The organism is Pseudomonas sp. EL_65y_Pfl2_R96, from assembly GCF_963970905.1.
In the GTDB taxonomy this organism is placed as follows: Bacteria; Pseudomonadota; Gammaproteobacteria; order Pseudomonadales; family Pseudomonadaceae; genus Aquipseudomonas.
On sequence record NZ_CAXAQH010000003.1, the window covers coordinates 246,775 to 267,253 of the forward strand.

Consider the following 20,479-nt stretch of genomic DNA (forward strand, 5'->3'; position numbering starts at 1 on the left):
GCATGCAGCGCAGGTTTTCCCTGACATTGATACGTGTCGATCACCCCGCGCTACCTCTTATCCTCGCCTGTTCAAACAGCCTTTTTTCGTTGGAGATGCTCGGTTACCCGAGGACGCAGATCCAGGACACGCTGCATCTTCCCTTTTACTACAGTTTCGGTTTCCTCCAGCCGACGGCGAGTTCCAGCTGCTAGCGTTATATGCTTGCCACCGAGATTTTCAAGCTCCTCCAAAGCCGAATCATATTTCTTTTTTTCAGTATTCAGAAAGTCACTCAGCAAATAGACGCCTTGTTCTACCAACTCAAGATCTCTTGGTCCAAGTGTGTCATTAAGCGCCTCAGTCATTTCTACACTCAGGCGAAAGAATGCAAGAAACTTTTCCAGATGAGTACTTTTGCCGGTCAGCGTATCAGCGGCCCCAATCGTCCCGGCCATCAATGTTTCCTTGTTTCCGTCCGTTTGCCGCGGGTCGTATTTCTCTAGTATTTTTCTAATCTCAGTTCTTATGCGAACTGGCTCTGCATCTTTTGTGATATCGCCCCAATCGTAGTCGTCGCTTTTCGGTAAGAGCGGGTATCCGAAAGCGTTTTTCTGGCCGGCGCTGTCAATTGCATTACCAGCTACATCCGCTGCCAAGGCAGCCGTCCCAATACCAATCGTTGAGCCTGCCGCCACGTTGCCGCCGGTCACGAGCGTGCCGGCAGTTATCGCCAAACTACCAACGACACCTGCGATCATTGCAGACGCCAAGACATTGACCAATGTGAGCGCAGCCCTTTTACCACTGGATTTGTAGATATCCCTGGTCCGGTTAAGGTTGTTGAATTGATAAATCGACCTGTTCAGCCTGGATTCGACCGTTGTAAGCAGATTTGAGTAGCGATCAATGACGGCCTTCAGTTCATCCGGCGTTCGCTGTTGCCCGTCATCATCGAAATAGTTCGTCGGATTGTTCCCCACAAACCCATACAGATTCAGCCCGTCCACATCTCCTGCCGGATCGGCGCTGACCCAGCGTTGCAACCATGGCGCGTAATATCGCGCGCCGTAGTAGTACAAGCCGCTGACATCCATTTCCTTGCCCGAATAGCGGATGATTTTGTAGACGACTTCGATCAACGAGCGCGCCGCCATCCACGCGGTGGCGCCGAATGGGTAGTAGCCTTCGTGGCTGATCAATTGCGCCTGTTGGTCCAGTTCCATCAGGCAGGAGCCCAAGTGATCGTCCAGGCTGTAGCGCAGTTGATCGCTGCCGATGTTCGCCGGGTCGTTCTCCCAGTGCAGGCAACGGACGCTGCCGAAGCCGGCGGTAAGGGTGATGACGTGCAGTTCTTCGCCGTTGTCTTTGGTGCGGATTTCCAGCCCCGGCAAATAGCGCACTTCGTGAATGTGACTGGTTTTCGCGGTATGGGTTTCGTGGCGTTTATAGACCCGCACGCCCTGGCTGTAGCGGTAGTGTTCTTCGTCGTCGGGGCCGTTGTCGCGATGGACCAGAGTCACCGAGGTCAGTTGATCGCGAGCGTTCCATTGCATGGGCTGGCCGGGTTGCAGGGCCAGCAGGTTGCCGTGGCGATCGAACAGTTTGTCGAATTGCGGGTCGGGATCCCCTGAGGTCCAGCGCACGCCACGATTGCTGGCTGGGTCGATGAACATCTCGCGGGTATGACAGGCGCCCTCGCGCACATGGCAGAGCTTGATCAGATTGCCGCCGCGATCGTAGTCGTAAGTTTGCGTGTAGTTGAGCCGGTTGTTGGGATCGGTTGGTTGGGGCAGGCCCGGAATGTCCGAAGGCGGGCCGTCGTCGTAGCCGCTGGCGCTGTGCAATCGGTACAGCGAGTCGTACCTGAATTCGCGATGGCCATCGACCCGCTGATTGGCGAAATGGCTGGGCGTGAACACATGGTCGAGGATGCGGGTAACGTTGCCCACCGGGTCGTATTCGTATTCGAAGTCTTGAAGGGACGGCTGCTGATTTTCTTGTGCAGATTGCCGCTGCAGACGTGCATCGGTCGGGTCGTAGCGCCAACGGCTGATTACGCCGTTACCCGCCTGTTGCTCAATGATTTGCCCGGCGGCGTTGTACTGCGCGTCCTGCAACACGGGTTGCCAATCGGTTTGCCCCTTGAGCCGCAACTGCACCTGTTTGATTTGCCCGGCGAGGTCGTAGCGCGATTGTTGCTGGTGTTCGCCGGCATCGATCTGCTCCAGAACGGCGCCCAGCGGGTTGTAGGTGCGGTGGCTGACAAAGGCCTTGGCATCGTGAAAGGTGCGGGTTTCGCCCAGCGGCTGCCCGAGCAGGCCGTAGCTGCCGAGGCGCAAGGTGCCCGACGGATCCACCAGCGCAAGCAACTGGCCACGCAGGTTATGACCGGCGTCGGCCGAGGCATCGGCGTAGGTGAAGGTGTCGACATCCGGCCGGGCGTTTTCCTCGACGGCCACCACGCGTAGTTGATTATCGTAGGTCATGCGCCAATGGCTGCCGCGCTCGTCCCAGCGCTGCGACGTCTCCCCGGCCAGCCCCGGCAGGCTCAGGCGCCAGCCGGCATCGACGCTGTCGATTTTCAAGGGCGTGCCGCCCAACCCGTAAACGGTGGTGATGTTGGGCGTGGGCAGGCGCGGATCCTGTTGCGTCACCCGCCGCCCGGCAACGTCATGCTGCTGGCGGGTTACCAGGGCAGCAGCCGTTTCACCGGCAACCGTGCGCAGATAAGCGACCTGGCGAACCGGCAAGCCTCGGCCGTCGCTCGCCATGAGCGAAGGCGTGCGCCGATGAACCCTGACAGACATCAGTGCAAAGTGCTCTGTTGCGGCGGTGAAGGCTCAGCGGTGTCATTGAAGTCTTCGCTGATGTGGTACCAGGGATGATACGTCTCGCGGGAGAAATACCCTTTGGCGTTGATCAGCTTGATCGCGCGGCCCGGCACGTCATAGAACAGCTGATCGAAATAGCCAAGCTGGTGCAGGGACTGGTCGTCGACATAGCCATGGGTGTTGGCGAAAAACGGTCGGAACTGTCGAACCGGCAGGCCTTTGTTGTTGTATTCGACCCGTTCGCTGATGCGCCAGCGCGGGTCGGTGAATACCTCAAGATACTGACCATTCTCGATGATCAGCTTGCCGTCGGTATCCACCGCATAAGCCATGCCCGGTTCGACCAATTGCTGGGTTTGCAGCGCCCGGCCGAAGCCGTCCACGCAGGCTTTGACGATCTGGATCTGTGCCGGAACCGGATCGTCGGGGTAACGGTCGGCGCTGAGGACGACGCTGTGTACCGGCTCGCGGCGAACCGTGGCGATGAGTTCGCTCAACGCTTGTTTCGACACAGTCAGGTCGGTGCCTTGCTGCAAACGTTGGCGGGCGCTGGCGCAAATGTGTCCGCTGGGAAGGACATCACCGTTGGCGATCCATTCGGCGAGCAGTTCGGGGCTGACGGTCGGCGGCAGTTGCCCCATCCAGCTGAACAGATCCTTGCGCAACGTGCTGGCGGCTTTTTGAATGGCATCCACCGGGTTCTCGATGGCCGGGTCCGGGCGATGATCCACCGGGCGCACGAACTCGCTCAGCGATCTGAAGCCTGCGTCGCTACCGTTTTCGGTGCCGAAAAAACTGATGGCCAAGGGCTGCCCGGACGGTTCGTAAATGGCTTCCTGAGTATTGTCGTTGGCATCGATGATGCGCACCGGTTGCAGTGCGTGATAGTCGTATTCGATCCGGGTGGTACAGCCATCGGGCAGTTCGACGCTTTTGATCGCCAGACGGTAGGTGTCGTATTCGGCTTTCGTCACGCCGTGGCTGGGCGTCTCGTGGTACTCGAGCACTTTGTAAAAACCGTCGAGATTGTCGTACTTCGCGAAACCGTAGCGGGCGGACCACAGGTTGTCTTCGTCGTCGGCCGGCGGCGGTGTTTCGAACAGCAACTTCATAGGGGTGTAACCGATTTTCGCCAGCTCGTCCCGGATGTCGAAGGGTGGCGGCAGTTCGCTGTAGGCGTCCAGCGCGGTCTTGTCCAGTTGCGCGACCTCCAGCGGGCCGGTCAGGGCTTCGTATTCGGCCTTGCCATCGGGCATCAGCGACTGATCTTCGGTCTTGAGGTAACGCTGCACCGACTGTTGGGTCAGCACTCGCAGGGCATTCCACTCGCCGGAATCCTGATGATCGGTAATTTCCTTAAACGTAATTTTGTCCGGCTCAAGGCCGCCGGGCAGCGAGCCTTTGGGCAAGATCAGCGCATTGGCGCGCTGCTCATAGGGCAAGCCCAATCGCCGATGCTGCGGATCGGCATCCAGATCGATGAACCGGGCACGGGTCTCGCTCAGGTAGTACGACTGCTGAGCGTCGTCATGGGCGTCGCACCACCACTGTTGTTCATCGGAGTCGGTAAAGGGCGGGGTGTCCCCTGCGGTTCGGCGGCGTGCGTAGCTGATGGCCACCGAGTGGGTGGGCAGACCATATTTGCTCCAGCGCAGATTGATTTCATGCTGGCACAAGGGGTCGTCGATAAATTGTTCGTACCGGTAGCTGATCTTCTCTACCGGTAGAGGCAGGATGATTGCATCGGGATAGTGATCACCTTTAGGTCGCACCTGGCGCACCAGATAGCGATGTTCTGTGACCGTGTAAGGCTGTGCCGTGAGCGGGTCGTCTTCGCCGTTGTAGGTTTCGACTCGCATGAGCGTCCCGGACATCCCACGGGCGATTTCATACTTGATGGTTTCGTCGGGTGGCGGGAAGGGCACATCGCACTCGTTGATGGCGTCATATTCGCTGAGCAATGTCTCTCCCAGCGGGAATGCTTCGGGATCCCTGTCGAAATAGCCGTCACGTGGCCTGTCCATGAACTGGCCGATAATGAACCAGCTACGGACCCGGGTTTGCGCCGTGAAGCCGACATCATCATCGCCCGTGGCACTTTCGCTGTCGGTCTGTTCCAGATAGCCAAAGCCCCGGTACTCACGAGCAAGCGGGTCGTAATAACCCTCGCGGTACTTGACCCCCTGGCTCAGGCAGTTGCCGGTGATTTCGTCCAGCTGCAGTTGCCGACTGACAACCTGCACATTGAGCGGCAAAAAGCACGCCGGGACTTCCTGCGGTTTTGCAAGAAGCCGTTCCTGCTTTTCATCCAGCCATTCCTGCGCCGAACTGCGGTAGACGACGCGGGCGCTGCATCCCATGTTGTTGTTGCTGGATGTGATCAGATAGGGCTTGGCCGACACAAAGTCGTAGCGCCAATGGCGCGGTTTCATGTGCGGCACCGTCAGGATCAGGCTGGCACAGCCCAGGCCTTGCAGGTCGGCGAACGTGACCTCGCACAGTCGGTCGTATCGCACGCCCACAGGCCATGGCACGCTGATCGGGTCTTTTTCCAGGCCTTTGCCGCCACGATTCAGGTAAATCTCGAACGCATCGGATTTCAGATAGATCAATGCCGGTGCGCCGGATCCGTCGAGGTCGGCGATCCGCACCCGTGCGCAATCGAACTCGTCGTACTTGAACTCAGGACCGCTGAGCACCCGCCCCATACCGAACTTGCCGTGCCCCAGATTAGGCCAGCATTTGATTTCGTCGTGGCGAATGCGGCACAGCTCGGTCGTGTCGCTGCCCAGCAGGTTACCCAGAAACACCAGTTCGCTGGCGGCATTGCCGAACAAGGGCAGCCGGTCATCGCCGGGCTCATGGGGAACCTCTTCGGCCTGCTGGAAACCGTCCTCTAGGTTGTTGCGGTAAAAGCGCACGGAGCGTGGCCCGATCACTGCCAGCGAAAGAAGCCCCTCGCCAGCCAGGTCGCCCAGCTGTGAGTACGCACTGAAAAACTCTACCGGGAACTGGGCGAAGGTCTTGAATTCGGCCCATGTGCGATCTGCATTCAACGTGCGCAATCCACTCAAGCCCGGTTGGGCCGTGATCCAGTCGAGACGGCCGTCGCCGGTCAAGTCGGTCAGTATCTGCAGCACAGGCTTACTGCGGTTCGCCACCGGAATGTTCTCCAGCGCTTTCCACGGGCTGTAGCCGATGTCATCAGGCCCTGACGCGGCGCGCATCGGTTCCCGGTAATACCAGCACTGGTCATGGCGGCAGAGAAAACCCGGCAAGCCTTCGCCGTAAAGGTCGACGCATTGGTAGAAACCGCCATCCTCGATGCCCGGCATATTGTCGGGTTCGAGCAACCGTACTGGCGTTTTGTTGAGGCTGAAAGGTGAATGCTCGAACTGCACCGGCGGAGTGTTTTCCACAGCGCCGCTGGCATCCCAGGCCTGATAGTGGGCCGAGGTGATCTGGCTGTAGCTCCATTGCGGTGTGTTCTGGTTGTACTTAAGCAGTAGCCGCCGAACCAATGCCGGTTCGGCGCCCAATTCGGCGGGAAAGTGGTGAAACATCAGCACCTGCTGACAGAGCCGGCGTGTGCCCACTTCAAAACCGTGCCCAAAGGCCGAAAAGGCATCCGGACGGGTCAGCCAGGGTTGCAGAGTGTAGCCGTCATAGGCGGGTTTTTCGGTCAGTGAAAGGGTGCGTTCACCGTAGTCGAACAGCAAATGAAAATGCCAACCCAGATCGGCCGGGGTTTCGACCGTCCAGGTGTACAGGTCCTGGCTGGCGGTGAAGTTGCCGTATAACGCCCGACGCAGGTAACGCTGGGCGCGGTAGTCATGGACGGGGTCGGGGTCTTGATCGTCCGCCTTGTAATCGAAACAAATATGCTCGCCGTGGGCGGTCATGCTTTCGCAAAGCAACCAGACACCCACGCGTAGCGGATCGTCAGGGGCCGCTACGCGCGAATCCGCTGTTTTGCCGTACATATGCAATGAGCCATCGGCGCCGTATACAAGCCAGAACATGGGCTTGTGCTCGTCAGGCGTCAGGCTTACCGGCTGCCAGCGTTCCCTGATGGTGAAAACGCTTTCGACCTCTGGCGAATAACGGACCACCGAGTGAAGACCGATGTCCTTGCCGTTGAAGCTGCTTTCGAACCGGGACTTGATCGTGCCGTCCGCATTGCGTTCGGGCATGCAGATCTGGGCATCGTGACCGATGATCTCGTCATCATCGCCATAACGCGGCACGCCCTTGTTGGTCCGGCGCCGGATTTGACCGCTGCCCAGATTCCAGCCAATGCCGAACGGGCCGTTTCCAGACTGACTGCTGTAAGTCAGCGACAACTGCGGGGTGGCGGCGCGGCCGCTGGAAATGGGCAGTGGCAGCTGGAACGACGCTTCGCCGGTCGGGCCCACGGCGCTGAAACCCTGGCCGATCATGGCGATCGAGGAGCTTTTAGTGATGGAAGGCGTGGTGATGCTGAGGTCTTGATCGGCCATGGTTTCATCCAATGCGCACGCGTTGGGCGTGGGTGGATTAACGCTATCAAGGTTGAGGCGGGACGTAACCTGTCATATCTGACAGGAGAGGGCTGCTTTTTTTAGATTGAGTTGGCCAAGCGCAAAGTTTTTCTATCGCGAACGGTTGGAACGCTGGATAAAAAAACGGCCGGGTCATCCATAACGATGAACCGGCCGTGCGGGCAGACTGAAGCGCTTACTGCACTTCTACCGCCAGGCTTTCACTGATCTTTTGCTGCCAGATGGCAGGACCGGTGATGTGTACCGACTCACCCTTGCTATCGACTGCAACAGTGACCGGCATGTCTTTGACGTCGAACTCGTAGATCGCTTCCATGCCCAGTTCGGCGAAAGCCACCACGCGGGATTTCTTGATCGCTTGCGCCACCAGGTAAGCCGCGCCGCCGACCGCCATCAGGTAAACGGCTTTGTGGTCCTTGATCGCTTCGATCGCGGTCGGGCCGCGCTCGGATTTGCCGATCATGCCCAGCAGGCCGGTTTGCTCGAGGATCTGACGGGTGAACTTGTCCATTCGCGTTGCCGTGGTCGGGCCGGCAGGGCCAACCACTTCTTCGCGTACCGGATCAACCGGGCCGACGTAGTAGATGAAGCGACCCTTGAGGTCCACCGGCAAGGTTTCACCCTTGTTCAGCATCTCGACCATGCGCTTGTGCGCGGCGTCGCGACCGGTGAGCATCTTGCCGTTGAGCAGGACGGTTTCGCCCGGCTTCCAGCTCTGCACTTCTTCCGGAGTCAGGGTGTCGAGGTTGACGCGACGGGCCGACGGGCCGGCTTCCCAGACGATTTCCGGGTAGGCGTCCAGCGGTGGCGCCTCCAGCGAGGCCGGGCCGGAACCGTCGAGCACGAAGTGCGCGTGACGGGTGGCGGCGCAGTTGGGGATCATGCACACCGGCAACGAAGCGGCGTGGGTCGGGTAATCCATGATCTTCACGTCGAGCACGGTGGTCAGGCCACCCAGGCCCTGGGCGCCGATGCCCAGTTGGTTGACCTTCTCGAACAGCTCCAGGCGCATCTCTTCGATACGGTTCTGCGGGCCGCGTGCCTTGAGCTCGTGAATGTCGATGGACTCCATCAACACTTCCTTGGCCATGACGGCGGCTTTCTCGGCGGTGCCGCCGATGCCGATGCCGAGCATGCCCGGTGGGCACCAGCCGGCGCCCATGGTCGGAACGGTTTTCAGCACCCAGTCGACGATCGAGTCGGACGGGTTGAGCATGGCCATTTTCGACTTGTTCTCGGAACCGCCGCCCTTGGCTGCCACGTCCACTTCCACGGTGTTACCCGGAACGATGGAGTAGTGGATAACGGCCGGGGTGTTGTCCTTGGTGTTTTTACGAGCGCCCGCCGGGTCGGCGAGGATCGAGGCACGCAGGACGTTTTCCGGCAGGTTGTAAGCCCGGCGCACGCCTTCGTTGATCATGTCGTCCAGGCCCATGGTGGCGCCATCCCAACGCACGTCCATGCCCACACGCACGAACACGGTAACGATGCCGGTGTCCTGGCAGATCGGGCGGTGGCCGGTGGCGCACATGCGCGAGTTGATCAGGATTTGCGCGATGGAGTCGCGGGCTGCCGGCGATTCTTCACGCAGGTAGGCCTCGTGCATCGCCTGGATGAAGTCCACGGGGTGGTAGTAGGAAATGAATTGCAGGGCGTCGGCAACGCTCTGAATCAGGTCGTCTTGCTTGATCACGGTCATGAGTCGCGCTCCTCTAAAAGACGGGAACATTCAATAAGGTGCTTGCAGCTTGGGTGCATCGGTCGGTTGCAAGCACCTTTCTAAGGCACGCCGGGCATGCTGGCGCGACGCTAAAAAGGCGCGGCAGTATACCGCGCCTCGATGGCGGGCACATCCGTTGACAGTCAAACGTTGGTCGCATACCGCCCACCTATGAATATTGGCGAATGGCCTTTGTGGCGAGGGGGCTTGCTCCCGTTCAGCTGCGAAGCAGTCGTAATGGATTTATCGCAGTTCAATTGAAAGAAGGCAGAGGGCTGCTTCGCAGCCCAGCGGGAGCAAGCTCCCTCGCCACAGGATTATCTCGAGATGGGGTCATGGTTTTGACGCCAGTTTTTTTGCCCCTAAAATTGAATGGTCATTTATCAGACACGCCACTAAAGTGGCATTCGGTCTGTAGAGTAGAGACGCTCCGACAGCCTCCTTCCTCACGGTGAATCAACGATTGACCCATAACGCCATCCAGCGGCTTTTGCTTAAACGCTTTGCCCTCGCGGCCGGCACCTACGCCCTGGCTTTGCTGCTGCTGTGGCTGGCGTTTTACACCGGCCATTACGATGACTCGGTCACCGGCATGGTGATCGGCAGCGTGTTGGTGGGGCTCAGCCAGGGGGTGTTGTTCGCGGTGTTTTACAGCGGCGCTAACCTGCGTTTCTCTGATCCCAGCCTGACTGAAGTGCAGATACTGCTGGGGCTGGGTTGGCAAACCTGGCTGATCGCCCATCTGGACGAGGCTCGCGGCGCGTTTCTGGTGTTTTACCTGCTGATTCTGTTATTCGGGCTGTTTCATCTTTCGCGCATGGCCATTGTGCGTTGCGCGTTGCTGGTGTTCTTCAGTTTCAGCGCCATCACCTTGTGGAAGGGCTACCACTTTCAGCTGACCGACCCGACGCTGGCCCTGTTACAGGTGTGCGTGCTGTTTGTGGTGCTTGGTTGGCTGGTGCTTTACGCCCGCTACGTCCAGATGTCACGCCAGCGTATGCGTCAGCGGCGGTTCGCCTTGCAGGCGCATCAGGACACCCTGCGCGGGATGATGCGCCAGCTCGAAGACCTGGTGGCGACCGACGAACTCACCGGGCTGTTCAACCGCCGACATTTCCTGCGTCTGGCCTCCCGCGAGTTGAACGCCATGGACGCCGATGTGGTGCATGGCCTGGCGTTGATCGACCTCGACCACTTCAAACGCATCAACGATGTTCACGGCCATGCTGCCGGCGATCAGGTGCTGCAAGCGTTTGCCGGGGTGGCCACTGCCTGCCTGCGCGATGGCGATATCCTGGCCCGCTATGGCGGTGAAGAGTTTGTGGTGCTGTTGCCCGATTGCGATGCCGAGCGCCTGACGGCTTGCTGCGAGCGGTTGCGCATAGCCTTCATGGATGTCGAATTGGTCGGCCTGGATGTGCGCAACCTCAGCCTGTCGGCGGGCATGACCTTGTTGGAATTGGGCGACGATCTGGATCACGCCTTGCACCGCGCCGATCAGGCGTTGTACCGCGCCAAGCGCGATGGCCGCAACCGTTGTGCGGCGGCCTGGGAGAATGTCGATGCCTGAGTTACGGGTCGGCGCACGCCAATGGACGGTGGCGGCGGGCAGCAACCTGCTCGATGCCTTGAATCAAAACGGTGTGTCGGTGCCTTATAGCTGCCGCGCCGGTAGTTGCCATGCGTGCCTGGTCAAATGTGTCGAGGGCTTGCCCGGCGACAGCCGTCCCGATGCCTTGAGCCATGAACAGCGCCAGCAGGGTTGGCGCCTGGCTTGTCAGTGCCAGGTGGTCGACGATTTGCAAATCGAAACCTTCGACCCGCTGCGCGATGGCCTTGCCGCTCAGGTGGCCGCCAGTGATTGGCTGAGCCCCAGCGTGTTGCGTTTGCGCCTGACGAGTGAGCGACCGTTGCGCTATCAGGCAGGGCAGCATCTGGTGTTGTGGGCGGGGCAGGTGGCGCGACCGTATTCCCTGGCCAGCCTGCCGGAGGAGGACCGCTTTCTGGAGTTCCACCTCGATTGCCGCCAACCGGGGGAATTCAGTGATGCGGCGCGTCGCTTGAAAATCGGCGATCCGATCCGCCTCGGCGAGTTGCGCGGCGGGGCACTGCATTACGACCCGGACTGGCACAGCCGACCACTCTGGTTGCTGGCGGCCGGCACCGGTCTGGGGCCGTTGTTCGGTATCTTGCGCGAAGCGTTGCGTCAGCATCACCAGGGCGCCATCCGCGTTATTCATCTGGCCCATGATGCCGGTGAGCATTATCTGGCCAAACCCCTGCAAGCCATGGCCGACGGCCGTGAAAATCTGAACGTCGAGCTCTGGACGGCGGCCGAGTTGCCCGCGGCTTTGGCGCAACTGCGCCTTGTTTCCCGGCAAACCCTGGCCTTAGTCTGCGGAGCCCCCGACAGCGTCGACGCCTTTGCCCGGCGCCTGTACCTGGCCGGTTTGCCGCGCAATCAACTGCTGGCGGATGTCTTTCTACCCCATGGTTGAGCGCAGATTTTTTGTGGCGAGCGAGCTTGCTCGCGCTGGGCTGCGCAGTGGCCTCAAAAGTTTGTGAGCGCTGCGCACTCAAGCGCGAGCAAGCTCCCTCGGCACCGTTGATCCTCTCAGATCAGGACACGCCATGCCCGATGCCATCCAGTTTGAACGCGAGCGCGGTTTACTGACCCTGCGCTTCAACCGCCCCGAGAAGAAAAACGCCCTGACTCGCGCCATGTACAGCCACTTGGTCGAGGCCCTGAAGCAAGCCGACACCGACCCCGACATCAATGCGGTGCTGATTACCGGTGGTGCTGAGTGTTTCACCGCCGGCAATGATATTGGCGATTTCCTCCAGCAACCACCCAGCGACCTCGACAGCCCGGCATTCCACTTCATGCTCAGTTTGCTTGAGTGCCGCAAGCCGGTGATTGCCGCCGTGGCCGGTGCGGCGGTGGGGATAGGTACGACGATGCTACTGCATTGCGATCTGGTTTATGTCAGCACGGATGCGCGGTTGCGCATGCCCTTCGTCAATCTCGGGTTATGCCCGGAGTTCGGATCCAGCCTGATCTTGCCGCGGTTGCTCGGGCATGCCAAAGCGGCGCAGTTGTTGTTGCTGGGCGAAGGTTTCAGCGGTGAACAGGCTGCCGCGTGGGGGATCGCGACTGAAGCCTTGGGCAGTGGCGAAGCGGCGTTGGCCAAGGCGCGGGAGATGGCGTTGCGTTTTGACGAGCTGCCACCAGAGGCGGTGCGCATCAGCAAGCAATTGATGAAAGCGCCGGATCGGGAACAGTTGCGCAAGGTTATGGAAGAAGAGGGCGCCTTATTCACCCAAAGGCTGCGTTCGCCGGAAGCGATTGCGGCGTTGTCGGGGTTTATCGGCAGACATTGAATGTGTGGTGATCGGGCTGGCCTCTTCGCGAGCAGGCTCGCTCCCACAGGGTTTTATGGTGGTCACATGATTTGTGAACAACTCTGGCCAATGTGGGAGCGAGCCTGCTCGCGATGAGGCCCGCCCAGGCAACACAACTTTCGGATCAAAAAACCAAAAAGCCCCGCCATTCACATGGCGGGGCTTTTGTTTTTCGTACAACCGATCACTCAGACCATCTTGTCGCCAACGTGCAGGATTTTCATCCCGTTGGTGCCGCCGATGGTGTGGTAGCTGTCGCCCTTGGTCAGGATGACCCAGTCGCCTTTCTCGACGACACCGCGCTTGAGCAATTCGTCGATCGCGGCCTGGCTGACTTGCTCAGGTGGCAACGATGCCGGGTCGAACGGTACGGTGTAGACGCCACGGAACATCGCCGCGCGGGCCTGGGTTTCGCGGTGCGGGGAGAACGCGTAGATCGGCACCGAGGAACGGATGCGCGACATGATCAACGGCGTGTAGCCACTTTCGGTCAGTGCGATGATCGCCTTCACGCCCGGGAAGTGGTTGGCGGTGTACATGGCCGCCAGGGCGATGCTCTGGTCGCAGCTTTCGAAGACCTTGCCGATGCGGTGGCTGGAGGTCTTGCTGGTCGGGTGCTTTTCAGCGCCGATGCAGATGCGCGCCATGGCTTGCACGGCTTCCAGCGGATACAGGCCGGCAGCACTTTCGGCCGAGAGCATCACGGCGTCGGTGTAGTCGAGCACGGCGTTGGCTACGTCGGACACTTCGGCGCGGGTCGGCATCGGGTTCTGGATCATCGACTCCATCATCTGGGTCGCGACGATCACAGCCTTGTTGTGGCGGCGTGCGTGCAGAATGATTTTCTTCTGAATGCCCACCAGCTCGGCGTCGCCGATTTCCACACCCAGGTCACCACGGGCAACCATCACCGCGTCGGACGCCTTGATCAGGCCGTCGAGGGTTTCGTCGTCGGCCACGGCTTCGGCGCGTTCGATCTTCGCCACCAGCCAGGCGGTACCGCCGGCTTCGTCGCGCAGTTGACGGGCGTATTCCATGTCGGCGGCGTCACGCGGGAAGGACACCGCGAGGTAGTCGACTTCCATCTCGGCAGCGAGCTTGATGTCGGCCTTGTCTTTCTCGGTCAGGGCTGGTGCCGTCAGGCCGCCGCCGCGACGGTTGATGCCTTTGTGGTCCGACAGCGGGCCGCCGATGGTCACGGTGCAATGCAACTCGGTGGCGGTGGCGGTATCGACGCGCATTACTACACGGCCGTCGTCGAGCAGCAGCTCGTCGCCCACGCCGCAGTCCTTGACCAGGTCCGGGTAGTCGATGCCGACCACTTGCTGGTTGCCTTCGGTCAACGGATGGCTGGTAGAGAAGGTGAATTGATCACCGATCTTCAGCTCGATCTTCTTGTTGGCGAATTTGGCGATACGGATTTTCGGGCCTTGCAGGTCACCCAGCAGGGCGACGAAGCGGCCGTGCTTGGCAGCGAGGTCACGCACCAGCTTCGCGCGAGCCTTGTGCTCGTCGGGGGTGCCGTGGGAGAAGTTCAGACGGGCGACGTCCAGGCCAGCCAGAATCAGCTGTTCGAGAACTTCCGGCGAGTTACTGGCCGGGCCAAGGGTAGCGACGATTTTGGTACGACGAACGGACATGCAAAGACTCCTGAGTTCAAGCGCTCGCAGAGGCTACTATGCTCTTGGGGTGTAGTCATTGTTCGTTTGCACTACTTTTTTTGGAGAACTTGGTTTTTTTGAAGAACTTGGTTTTTATGAAGAACTTGGTCATTGGTTTCTTTATTGAACGCGACAGCTTGGTGCAAATGCTCCTGAAGATTTCCACCCACGGGTCGATACAGAGCGCAAGACAGGAGATCCCCCATGCGATTCGTGCTCATTGCCGCCCTTGCCCTCAGTGTTGTGGGCTGCACCCGTTGGTCGATGGACCATCATTTGAATAATGCCTACAGCGCCTACGAGCGCGGCAACTGCGAGCAAGTGATGCTCGAACTGTCCAAGGTCGATCGCGACAGCCGTTCCCGTCGCTACGTGCAGCCGGAAGTGTCGATGATGCGCGGTCAGTGCCTGGAGCGCCAGAAGCTGTTCATTGATGCGGCCCAGACTTATCAGTTCATCATCGCGTCTTACCCGCAAAGCGAATACGCCTACCGCGCCCGTGCCCGTCTGGAAACGTTGGAGAGCCTGGGGCATTACCCGACCCGCAGTGCGACGGTGGTGCGCCCGACCCGGTTCTGATTGAAGGCAGCGTTCAACGGCTGGCCGGCCGGCGTGGGTGAGCTATAGTCGAATAGATCGGTTTAGAGCCTTGTTTCTAATCGAGGTAACACCTGTGATCGGCAGCGGACGGATGGACTGTCGCACCGGGATCGGGGAGAGCGCGGCTCATGCCTATAAAGCAATAGAGCAGGCCCCGTTCCGAAGCATTAGTGCGGCCCTGCTTAAGGGCCTTGCATGGCGACTAACGCATGTTCACTGACCGCCGGATCGAGCGGCATCAACTGCCGTATTTTCTCAAAGTGTTCAACAGCGTCACCGACAAGCCCATCGGCTTTCTGGGCAATCTGTCCGAAGACGGGCTGATGCTGATCAGCCAGTTGCCGATCATGGTGGGTGCCGACTTTGACCTGCGCCTGAAAATCCCCATGGACGGCAACTGCCAGCAGGTGATCGACCTCAATGCCTGCTGCCTGTGGTGCCACGAAGACGCAACCCCCCACCACTATGACGCCGGGTTCAGCCTGCAACGGGCACCGCCGGAGTATGGGCAATTGGTCTCGGCGTTACAGCAGTACTTCAGCTTTCAGCCGCTGCCTGCCTCGGCCTGAAGGCTGCGGCGGTTTCACTATTGCTATCGCGAGCAGGCTCGCTCCCACAGTGGTAGGCGTTGATCACAACGCTTGTGTTCAACTCAAATCCCCTGTGGGAGCGAGCCTGCTCGCGATGGCGTCAATACAGTCGCCGGATATTTAAAGGTCAGGCCGTAGCAATCGCCCGCTCGTTATCCAGCGACCGCTCCACCAGCATCAACCCCAACTCACTCATCCGATAAATCGCCATCGCCAGATGCCGCGGCTTGTCGTCCAGGCTTTCAGCCAGGTCGAGCAGCAGAATGCTGACCGTCGAAAAGGTTTCGTAGGTCTCGATGGTCAAGGCTTCGGGGTTGGCATCGGGGACAACGGTGAACATTTTCATGGCACGGTCCTGGGATGAGCGCGACGGGGCGGTGTCGGGTTTTAGGTAGTGGTCGAGGGCCTTTTCGGCGGCGTCGTGGAGTTTTTTTGAATTGAGGGTGGCGTAGGGGGAAACCGGGTCGGTTTCGGGGGGATTGGGTGTGGCTTTGAACATAGTCATTTCTCCGAGGTGGTGCTGCCACCGACTCGCGACTAAACGAATTAGGGTGGCGGCTGAACGCAGGTTAGTCGACCGGTGGAGAAATGAATCCCGGCGCGCCCGGAGGCGCCCTGCGAACAGCCACCATCGAGTGCGGGGATAGGGAATACCCGACTGGATGACGCTTATACACATCATTTCTACCACCGGGCGACTAAACCCGACCACTGATTGGCAGCGGCACGGATCAAGTTACGGGACAGGCACAAGGCGCACAAGCCGGCGGATTCTGGCGGATCTGTAGGCAATGGCGCAACCCGTTGTAGCCGAGGGATGACGGCGTGAAAGCTTCTGAAATACACCTTTACCGTGGATTACCGTTTATTGGAACTGTCAGATCTGTCAGGTGCGGGGGCCAGATGGATTGGCATTCAATAGTTCAAGAACGCTTCCGGGCAGAGTTTCCAAAATCGTGAAAATAACGGTGTCAGTCATGGATATAAACGATGATGTCAAAAAAAATCTGCTTGGTAATGCACTGGAAGAAATACGCCTTACTGACGATATTGAAAAAGAACCTGAAGTCGTTGAACAGCCAGCTGATGTGACTCTTGTTGTTGATTCGGAACAAAAAGAAAATGATTTGTTTGTGTTGACAACGTTGCGTGTGACAAAAGAGAGTTATTGGGCAGAACTTGAGGTGGAATACTCATGGGATGCAGCCGGGAAATTGTTTACTTGTCAGGCAAAGCGATACAGGGCTTTGAGCAATGGCAGGCATTCCGGCAACGTATACCTGTCTATGAGTTCGGCAGGCAGTTGGGGGTATTCAGAACTGAGTAACGACGATGCCACCCAGGATGGTCAATGGCACACCATCAGTGGAGGCAGCTCCGTAGCAGGTAATTCCGATTATGCGTGGATAAACTTTCAATACATATATGACAGAGCGGGTACGTCGGATGTTCCGATGAACATAGGTGTGAGAGTGTCATATACAGTTCCTGCCCCAACCTTCAAACCGATCAAGAATGTTCCTGCTTCCCCTTTTACGATGACAGGGGGCGGAGGCATATACGGAGCCGGTACCGTACGCATTCGTAATGCCTATAGTTACGAGACCCCCACCGCTGTTATCCAACCTGATGGGAGTTGGAGCGCGAGTGTCAAATTCCCGGCCGGTCTTGTGAGTTTGGATACACAAGCCTGGCAACAAATAGGTAGTAAGTTATCTACATACACAAACAGTCCGACTATCTATCTGGCGACGCTCACTTCGCCAGCCCAGGGCGATGTATTGCCCATTAGCGAAGTTATCTTCCGTGGTACCGCCGCTCCAGATTCTACAATGGCAGTGGTGAGGGCGGATTATGGGGATGTCCTGGCCCAACCCGTTCTCGTTCCCTCATCCATGGCTTGGCAGTCACCCATGACTGCGCAGTGGCCCAGCGGGCGCTTGACGGCGACCGCAAGTTTTACCTATCCCGGCTTCACGCCGGGTTACACATTACCCGTCACCTTTACCGTTTTAGGAAATCCGGCCATTAGTTCACCTGCCGGTGGTTTGACTCAGGAACGGACCTTTTCCGTCAGTGGTAACAATCGGTTGCCCGGCGCCGCAGTTGCAGTCCTCATCGATATGACAGACACCGTGGTCGGTAATGGTGCCGCGGCGCAGGCGGGTACCTGGAGCGCCAACGTGACGTTAGAGCCAGGGCCAAGAAGGCTGGTGGCACGGCAGACCCACAGCGGCAAGACTTCCGGGCGTGGCGTCTCCCAACTGTTCCTGATTCGACCGCCCGAACCGACTCTGTTATCCAGGCCAAAAGGGGAAGGTGTTGAGCTGTACGGCACCGGCTATGACGGTACCGGTGTTCAAATGCACATTCATCAATCTTTTACCGCCAACTTTTACTTTGATGCACCGGTCAACTCGGGTAACTGGACGAAGGATATCCCGGAAACTTTTGTACCGGGCAGCTACCAATTCACCGGTAAACAAAGCGTTTCCGACGGGGGGAGCGGGCGTATTTACAACTCCAGTTGGGTTGATAATCTGTCTGTCAACGTCCCTACCCCCGTACCGACGAACGTGACCGCCACCGTCAACGGGCAGAGGGCTACCTTTGCCGGCAGAGGACGTCAGTGGGGCACATATGAGGTCAAGATCGGCATTTACAACAATGGTGTCGCCCTGGCCGGCGTGCCACAGGCCACCGTGCGGACCAACCTCATCTGGGACACCACTGCAACTGCCGATCTTGCGCCTGGCGTTTACACCAACCTTGCCGCACGGCAATGGGTGAACAATCGGTGGTCCGGCGACAGTGCCAAAATTGCAACCATGACCATCCCTTCGCCTCCCCCCGTATTCAGCAATCCACCGTCGAATGTCCCCTCCGGACAGCGTCCGCAGATTTCCGGCAGCGCCTGGCCAGGGTCGGCCATCGTTTTGAAAATTCCGGGAAAACCGGATGTACCGCTGACGGCCACGGGCGGCACGTTTACCCTGAACGCCACCGAAGAGTGGGCGCCGGGCACCTATACCCTCACGGCCACAGCGGCTTTCGGCGGTGGGCAGCCATCCTCACCGGGCACGCGAACGTTTACGGTTAAATCCCCGGTGCCGATTATCACCACGGCCGACAATGCCGAGGTCGATCTTGTTCCGGTCATTGAGGGGACAGGTTTCCCGGGCTGTTGGGTGGTTATTTATTCGCAAGCCACCCATCAGCCATTGGGGAGCAACCAGGTGCGCCCTGACCGTGGATGGACGGTGACGCTGGCGGAGCAAGCCCCGGCCAGTTTGACTGTTTATGCCATCCAGCAGGACGCTCAATTCAGCGAAAACAAATCCGACCGGACCGCAGCGCAGACGGTGAAGGTTCGCGTGCCGAAGCCCGGGATAACGGTGCCGGCGCCAAACGGCAGGCCGGCGCGGACGTCGACGTTCACAGGCACAACGACTGCGTCGCAGGGCACCGTCGAGTTGTCGATCAAGGGTGAAAGCCAACCCTTCATTAAAGACATTCCATTGAAGCCGGACGGCAGTTGGGAGGAAACGCTGACACTGTCGGTGGGGCCGAAAACCGTGGAGGCCAGGCTTCGTCAGAAGACATACCTCAGTGAACCGTTCGAGCGTGTCGTCACGGTGGTGCCAGCCGTGCCGGTGATCGACACACCCCGTAATGGCGAAGCGCTGGGCCGTCTGCTAAGGATCTCTGGATTCGGTTATCCGGGGGATACCGTGCATGTCCAACGGACAGGCAGTGCTCACAACTTCGCCCCCGTCACGGTGAAGGAGGATGGCACCTGGTCGGCCAGCTTCGAGCACAACATGATCGCCACCAACGGCATCAAGGCGTTTGCGCGAGCCGGTGCGGGGCTGGACTCTCTCGCGTCATCCACGAGTACTTTTCTTTTGCTTGGTCCGGCACCGCAAATCACCGAACCCCTGACCGGCGACTGGGCCGGGGTCCGGCCGCTGTACAGTGGCCTGGCCACGCCTGGGGCCAGCATCACCGTCGCTTCATGGTTCAACGCCGAAGACGTGCTGGCGCCGGCGACGGAGGCCGATGCCTATGGGCGGTGGGCCGTGGTGGGCAACAAGGACCTGCCCGTCGGCGCGGCGCGGGTGATCGTGCGTCAGACCGTGGACGGCAAGGCTTCGGAGTGGGCCGAGAGCGGGCGCTTCATGGTGGAGCGCAAGACTGCCCAGTTTGAAGCGCCCACCGTGCAGTTTCCGCTCGTGGAGCAAGAGGTAGGGCGGCGGCCGATGTTCTCCGGCGGGGGGGAGCCGGGGGCTGAAATCTTCATCTGCAAGGTGAATGACATGAACACGGTATTGGCGACGACCCGGGTGGATCGCAACGGGAAGTGGGCGGTACGCTCGCAGATCGAATTGCCGGTGGCGGAAAGCGTTTATACCTATTCGGTGCGTCAGTCACGCGATGGCGTCGTGTCGAAGTGGTTGTTGCCCAACCGCAACGTAAAGGTGATCCAGATGCCTGTCGAAAGGGTGATTGTCGATCAGCCGGTGAACGATGCGGCGCAGGAGCTCGAACGGCGGCCGGTATTCGCCGGAAGGGGCATCGCCGGAGCCGAAGTTCAAGTGATTGAAGATCAGACAGAAACTGTTTACGCCACCACAACGGTGAACGCGCAAGGCTATTGGTCAGTGCGCTGTGAAGTTGAGCTGACAGTGCAAGAGACTGCCCATCAGATCAATGTCCGGCAGTCCATGGATGGTCAAGATTCGCCTTGGCTGAGCACTGCCATCGGCTTCAAGGTTGCCGATGAAATTGACCACCCCGAGATCGCCAGCCCGGTCGCGGACGCCCAGATATCCCCTCACGAAGTGATCCGCGGCACGGCAATGCCGGGGGTGGAAGTGCGGCTCTACAGATCGGGCAACGGCAATGTCATATGGGGCAAAGGTGTTGCCGATGCGCTGGGACAATGGGTGATCGTGACCGGTGGGCTACCACTGGGGGGCTTCAGGATGGGAGGGAAAGGGTACAAAGACACCTTGCAATCCCCCTGGATGCTCGAGCGTGATTTCACGGTGATCGATGCCGGCTGACGCTTTGCTGTTTCCTTCAGATCTGGCCCTCTTGTGAGGGCCATTTTTTTGTCCGCTTCAAATGGCATTCATGGCTGCGCGTTCTG

At 59.3% G+C, this 20,479-nt stretch carries 11 protein-coding genes; 6 read left to right on the forward strand and 5 right to left on the reverse strand.

The genetic code is table 11. From position 1 onward, the window contains the following. Positions 1–71 precede the first annotated feature (71 nt). From AACY49_RS05545 to AACY49_RS05555, 3 genes are all read right to left on the reverse strand, one after another. Complete coding sequence (locus tag AACY49_RS05545) at positions 72–2,789, reverse strand: RHS repeat-associated core domain-containing protein (protein ID WP_339522206.1); 2,718 nt, start codon at positions 2,787–2,789, stop codon at positions 72–74. Beyond that, positions 2,789–7,312, reverse strand: a complete 4,524-nt coding sequence (locus tag AACY49_RS05550; RefSeq protein WP_339522208.1) for a SpvB/TcaC N-terminal domain-containing protein — start codon at positions 7,310–7,312, stop codon at positions 2,789–2,791. The genes AACY49_RS05545 and AACY49_RS05550 overlap by 1 nt, the downstream gene beginning before the upstream one ends. 217 nt (positions 7,313–7,529) lie before the next feature. Beyond that, positions 7,530–9,053: a fumarate hydratase gene (locus AACY49_RS05555; RefSeq protein ID WP_007938826.1), complete on the reverse strand. Its 1,524-nt coding sequence runs from the start codon at positions 9,051–9,053 to the stop codon at positions 7,530–7,532. A 484-nt stretch (positions 9,054–9,537) separates the two neighbouring features. On the opposite strand from AACY49_RS05555, the gene AACY49_RS05560 reads away from it, so the two are divergent. From AACY49_RS05560 to AACY49_RS05570, 3 genes are all read left to right on the forward strand, one after another. Then, positions 9,538–10,644 (forward strand): GGDEF domain-containing protein, encoded by a 1,107-nt coding sequence (locus AACY49_RS05560; RefSeq protein ID WP_339522211.1) that lies wholly within the window; start codon positions 9,538–9,540, stop codon positions 10,642–10,644. Continuing rightward, positions 10,637–11,572, forward strand: a complete 936-nt coding sequence (locus AACY49_RS05565) for an iron-sulfur-binding ferredoxin reductase (RefSeq protein WP_258699370.1) — start codon at positions 10,637–10,639, stop codon at positions 11,570–11,572. Before AACY49_RS05560 ends, AACY49_RS05565 begins: the two co-directional genes overlap by 8 nt. A 133-nt stretch (positions 11,573–11,705) precedes the next feature. Further along, positions 11,706–12,455 (forward strand): enoyl-CoA hydratase-related protein, encoded by a 750-nt coding sequence (locus tag AACY49_RS05570; RefSeq protein ID WP_339522213.1) that lies wholly within the window; start codon positions 11,706–11,708, stop codon positions 12,453–12,455. A gap of 209 nt (positions 12,456–12,664) precedes the next feature. Here AACY49_RS05570 and pyk read toward each other — a convergent pair whose 3' ends face one another. Beyond that, positions 12,665–14,116, reverse strand: coding sequence for a pyruvate kinase (gene pyk, locus AACY49_RS05575; protein WP_320393507.1), 1,452 nt, complete (start codon positions 14,114–14,116; stop codon positions 12,665–12,667). A gap of 225 nt (positions 14,117–14,341) precedes the next feature. Between pyk and AACY49_RS05580 the strand changes: the two genes are divergently transcribed. Next, entirely contained in the window at positions 14,342–14,716 is a 375-nt protein-coding gene (locus AACY49_RS05580) for a tetratricopeptide repeat protein (RefSeq protein WP_258699373.1), read from the forward strand. 230 nt (positions 14,717–14,946) lie between these two features. Next, the gene (locus AACY49_RS05585; RefSeq protein ID WP_258699374.1) at positions 14,947–15,306 is read left to right on the forward strand and encodes a PilZ domain-containing protein; all 360 of its coding nucleotides are present in this window, start codon (positions 14,947–14,949) and stop codon (positions 15,304–15,306) included. A gap of 148 nt (positions 15,307–15,454) precedes the next feature. On the opposite strand, the gene AACY49_RS05590 is transcribed toward AACY49_RS05585, so the two are convergent. Next, complete coding sequence (locus AACY49_RS05590) at positions 15,455–15,826, reverse strand: DUF6124 family protein (RefSeq protein WP_339522217.1); 372 nt, start codon at positions 15,824–15,826, stop codon at positions 15,455–15,457. Between the two features lie 478 nt (positions 15,827–16,304). Between AACY49_RS05590 and AACY49_RS05595 the strand changes: the two genes are divergently transcribed. Further along, positions 16,305–20,393 (forward strand): hypothetical protein, encoded by a 4,089-nt coding sequence (locus AACY49_RS05595; protein ID WP_339522219.1) that lies wholly within the window; start codon positions 16,305–16,307, stop codon positions 20,391–20,393. The last annotated feature ends 86 nt before the right edge of the window (positions 20,394–20,479 follow it).

Coding starts and splice junctions, on each gene's coding strand:
- AACY49_RS05545 (WP_339522206.1), bottom strand. CDS start 2,789: ATGTCTGTCAGGGTTCATCGGCGCACGCCTTCGCTCATGGCGAGCGAC.
- AACY49_RS05550 (WP_339522208.1), bottom strand. CDS start 7,312: ATGGCCGATCAAGACCTCAGCATCACCACGCCTTCCATCACTAAAAGC.
- AACY49_RS05555 (WP_007938826.1), bottom strand. CDS start 9,053: ATGACCGTGATCAAGCAAGACGACCTGATTCAGAGCGTTGCCGACGCC.
- AACY49_RS05565 (WP_258699370.1), top strand. CDS start 10,637: ATGCCTGAGTTACGGGTCGGCGCACGCCAATGGACGGTGGCGGCGGGC.
- AACY49_RS05570 (WP_339522213.1), top strand. CDS start 11,706: ATGCCCGATGCCATCCAGTTTGAACGCGAGCGCGGTTTACTGACCCTG.
- pyk (WP_320393507.1), bottom strand. CDS start 14,116: ATGTCCGTTCGTCGTACCAAAATCGTCGCTACCCTTGGCCCGGCCAGT.
- AACY49_RS05580 (WP_258699373.1), top strand. CDS start 14,342: ATGCGATTCGTGCTCATTGCCGCCCTTGCCCTCAGTGTTGTGGGCTGC.
- AACY49_RS05585 (WP_258699374.1), top strand. CDS start 14,947: ATGTTCACTGACCGCCGGATCGAGCGGCATCAACTGCCGTATTTTCTC.
- AACY49_RS05590 (WP_339522217.1), bottom strand. CDS start 15,826: ATGTTCAAAGCCACACCCAATCCCCCCGAAACCGACCCGGTTTCCCCC.
- AACY49_RS05595 (WP_339522219.1), top strand. CDS start 16,305: ATGGATATAAACGATGATGTCAAAAAAAATCTGCTTGGTAATGCACTG.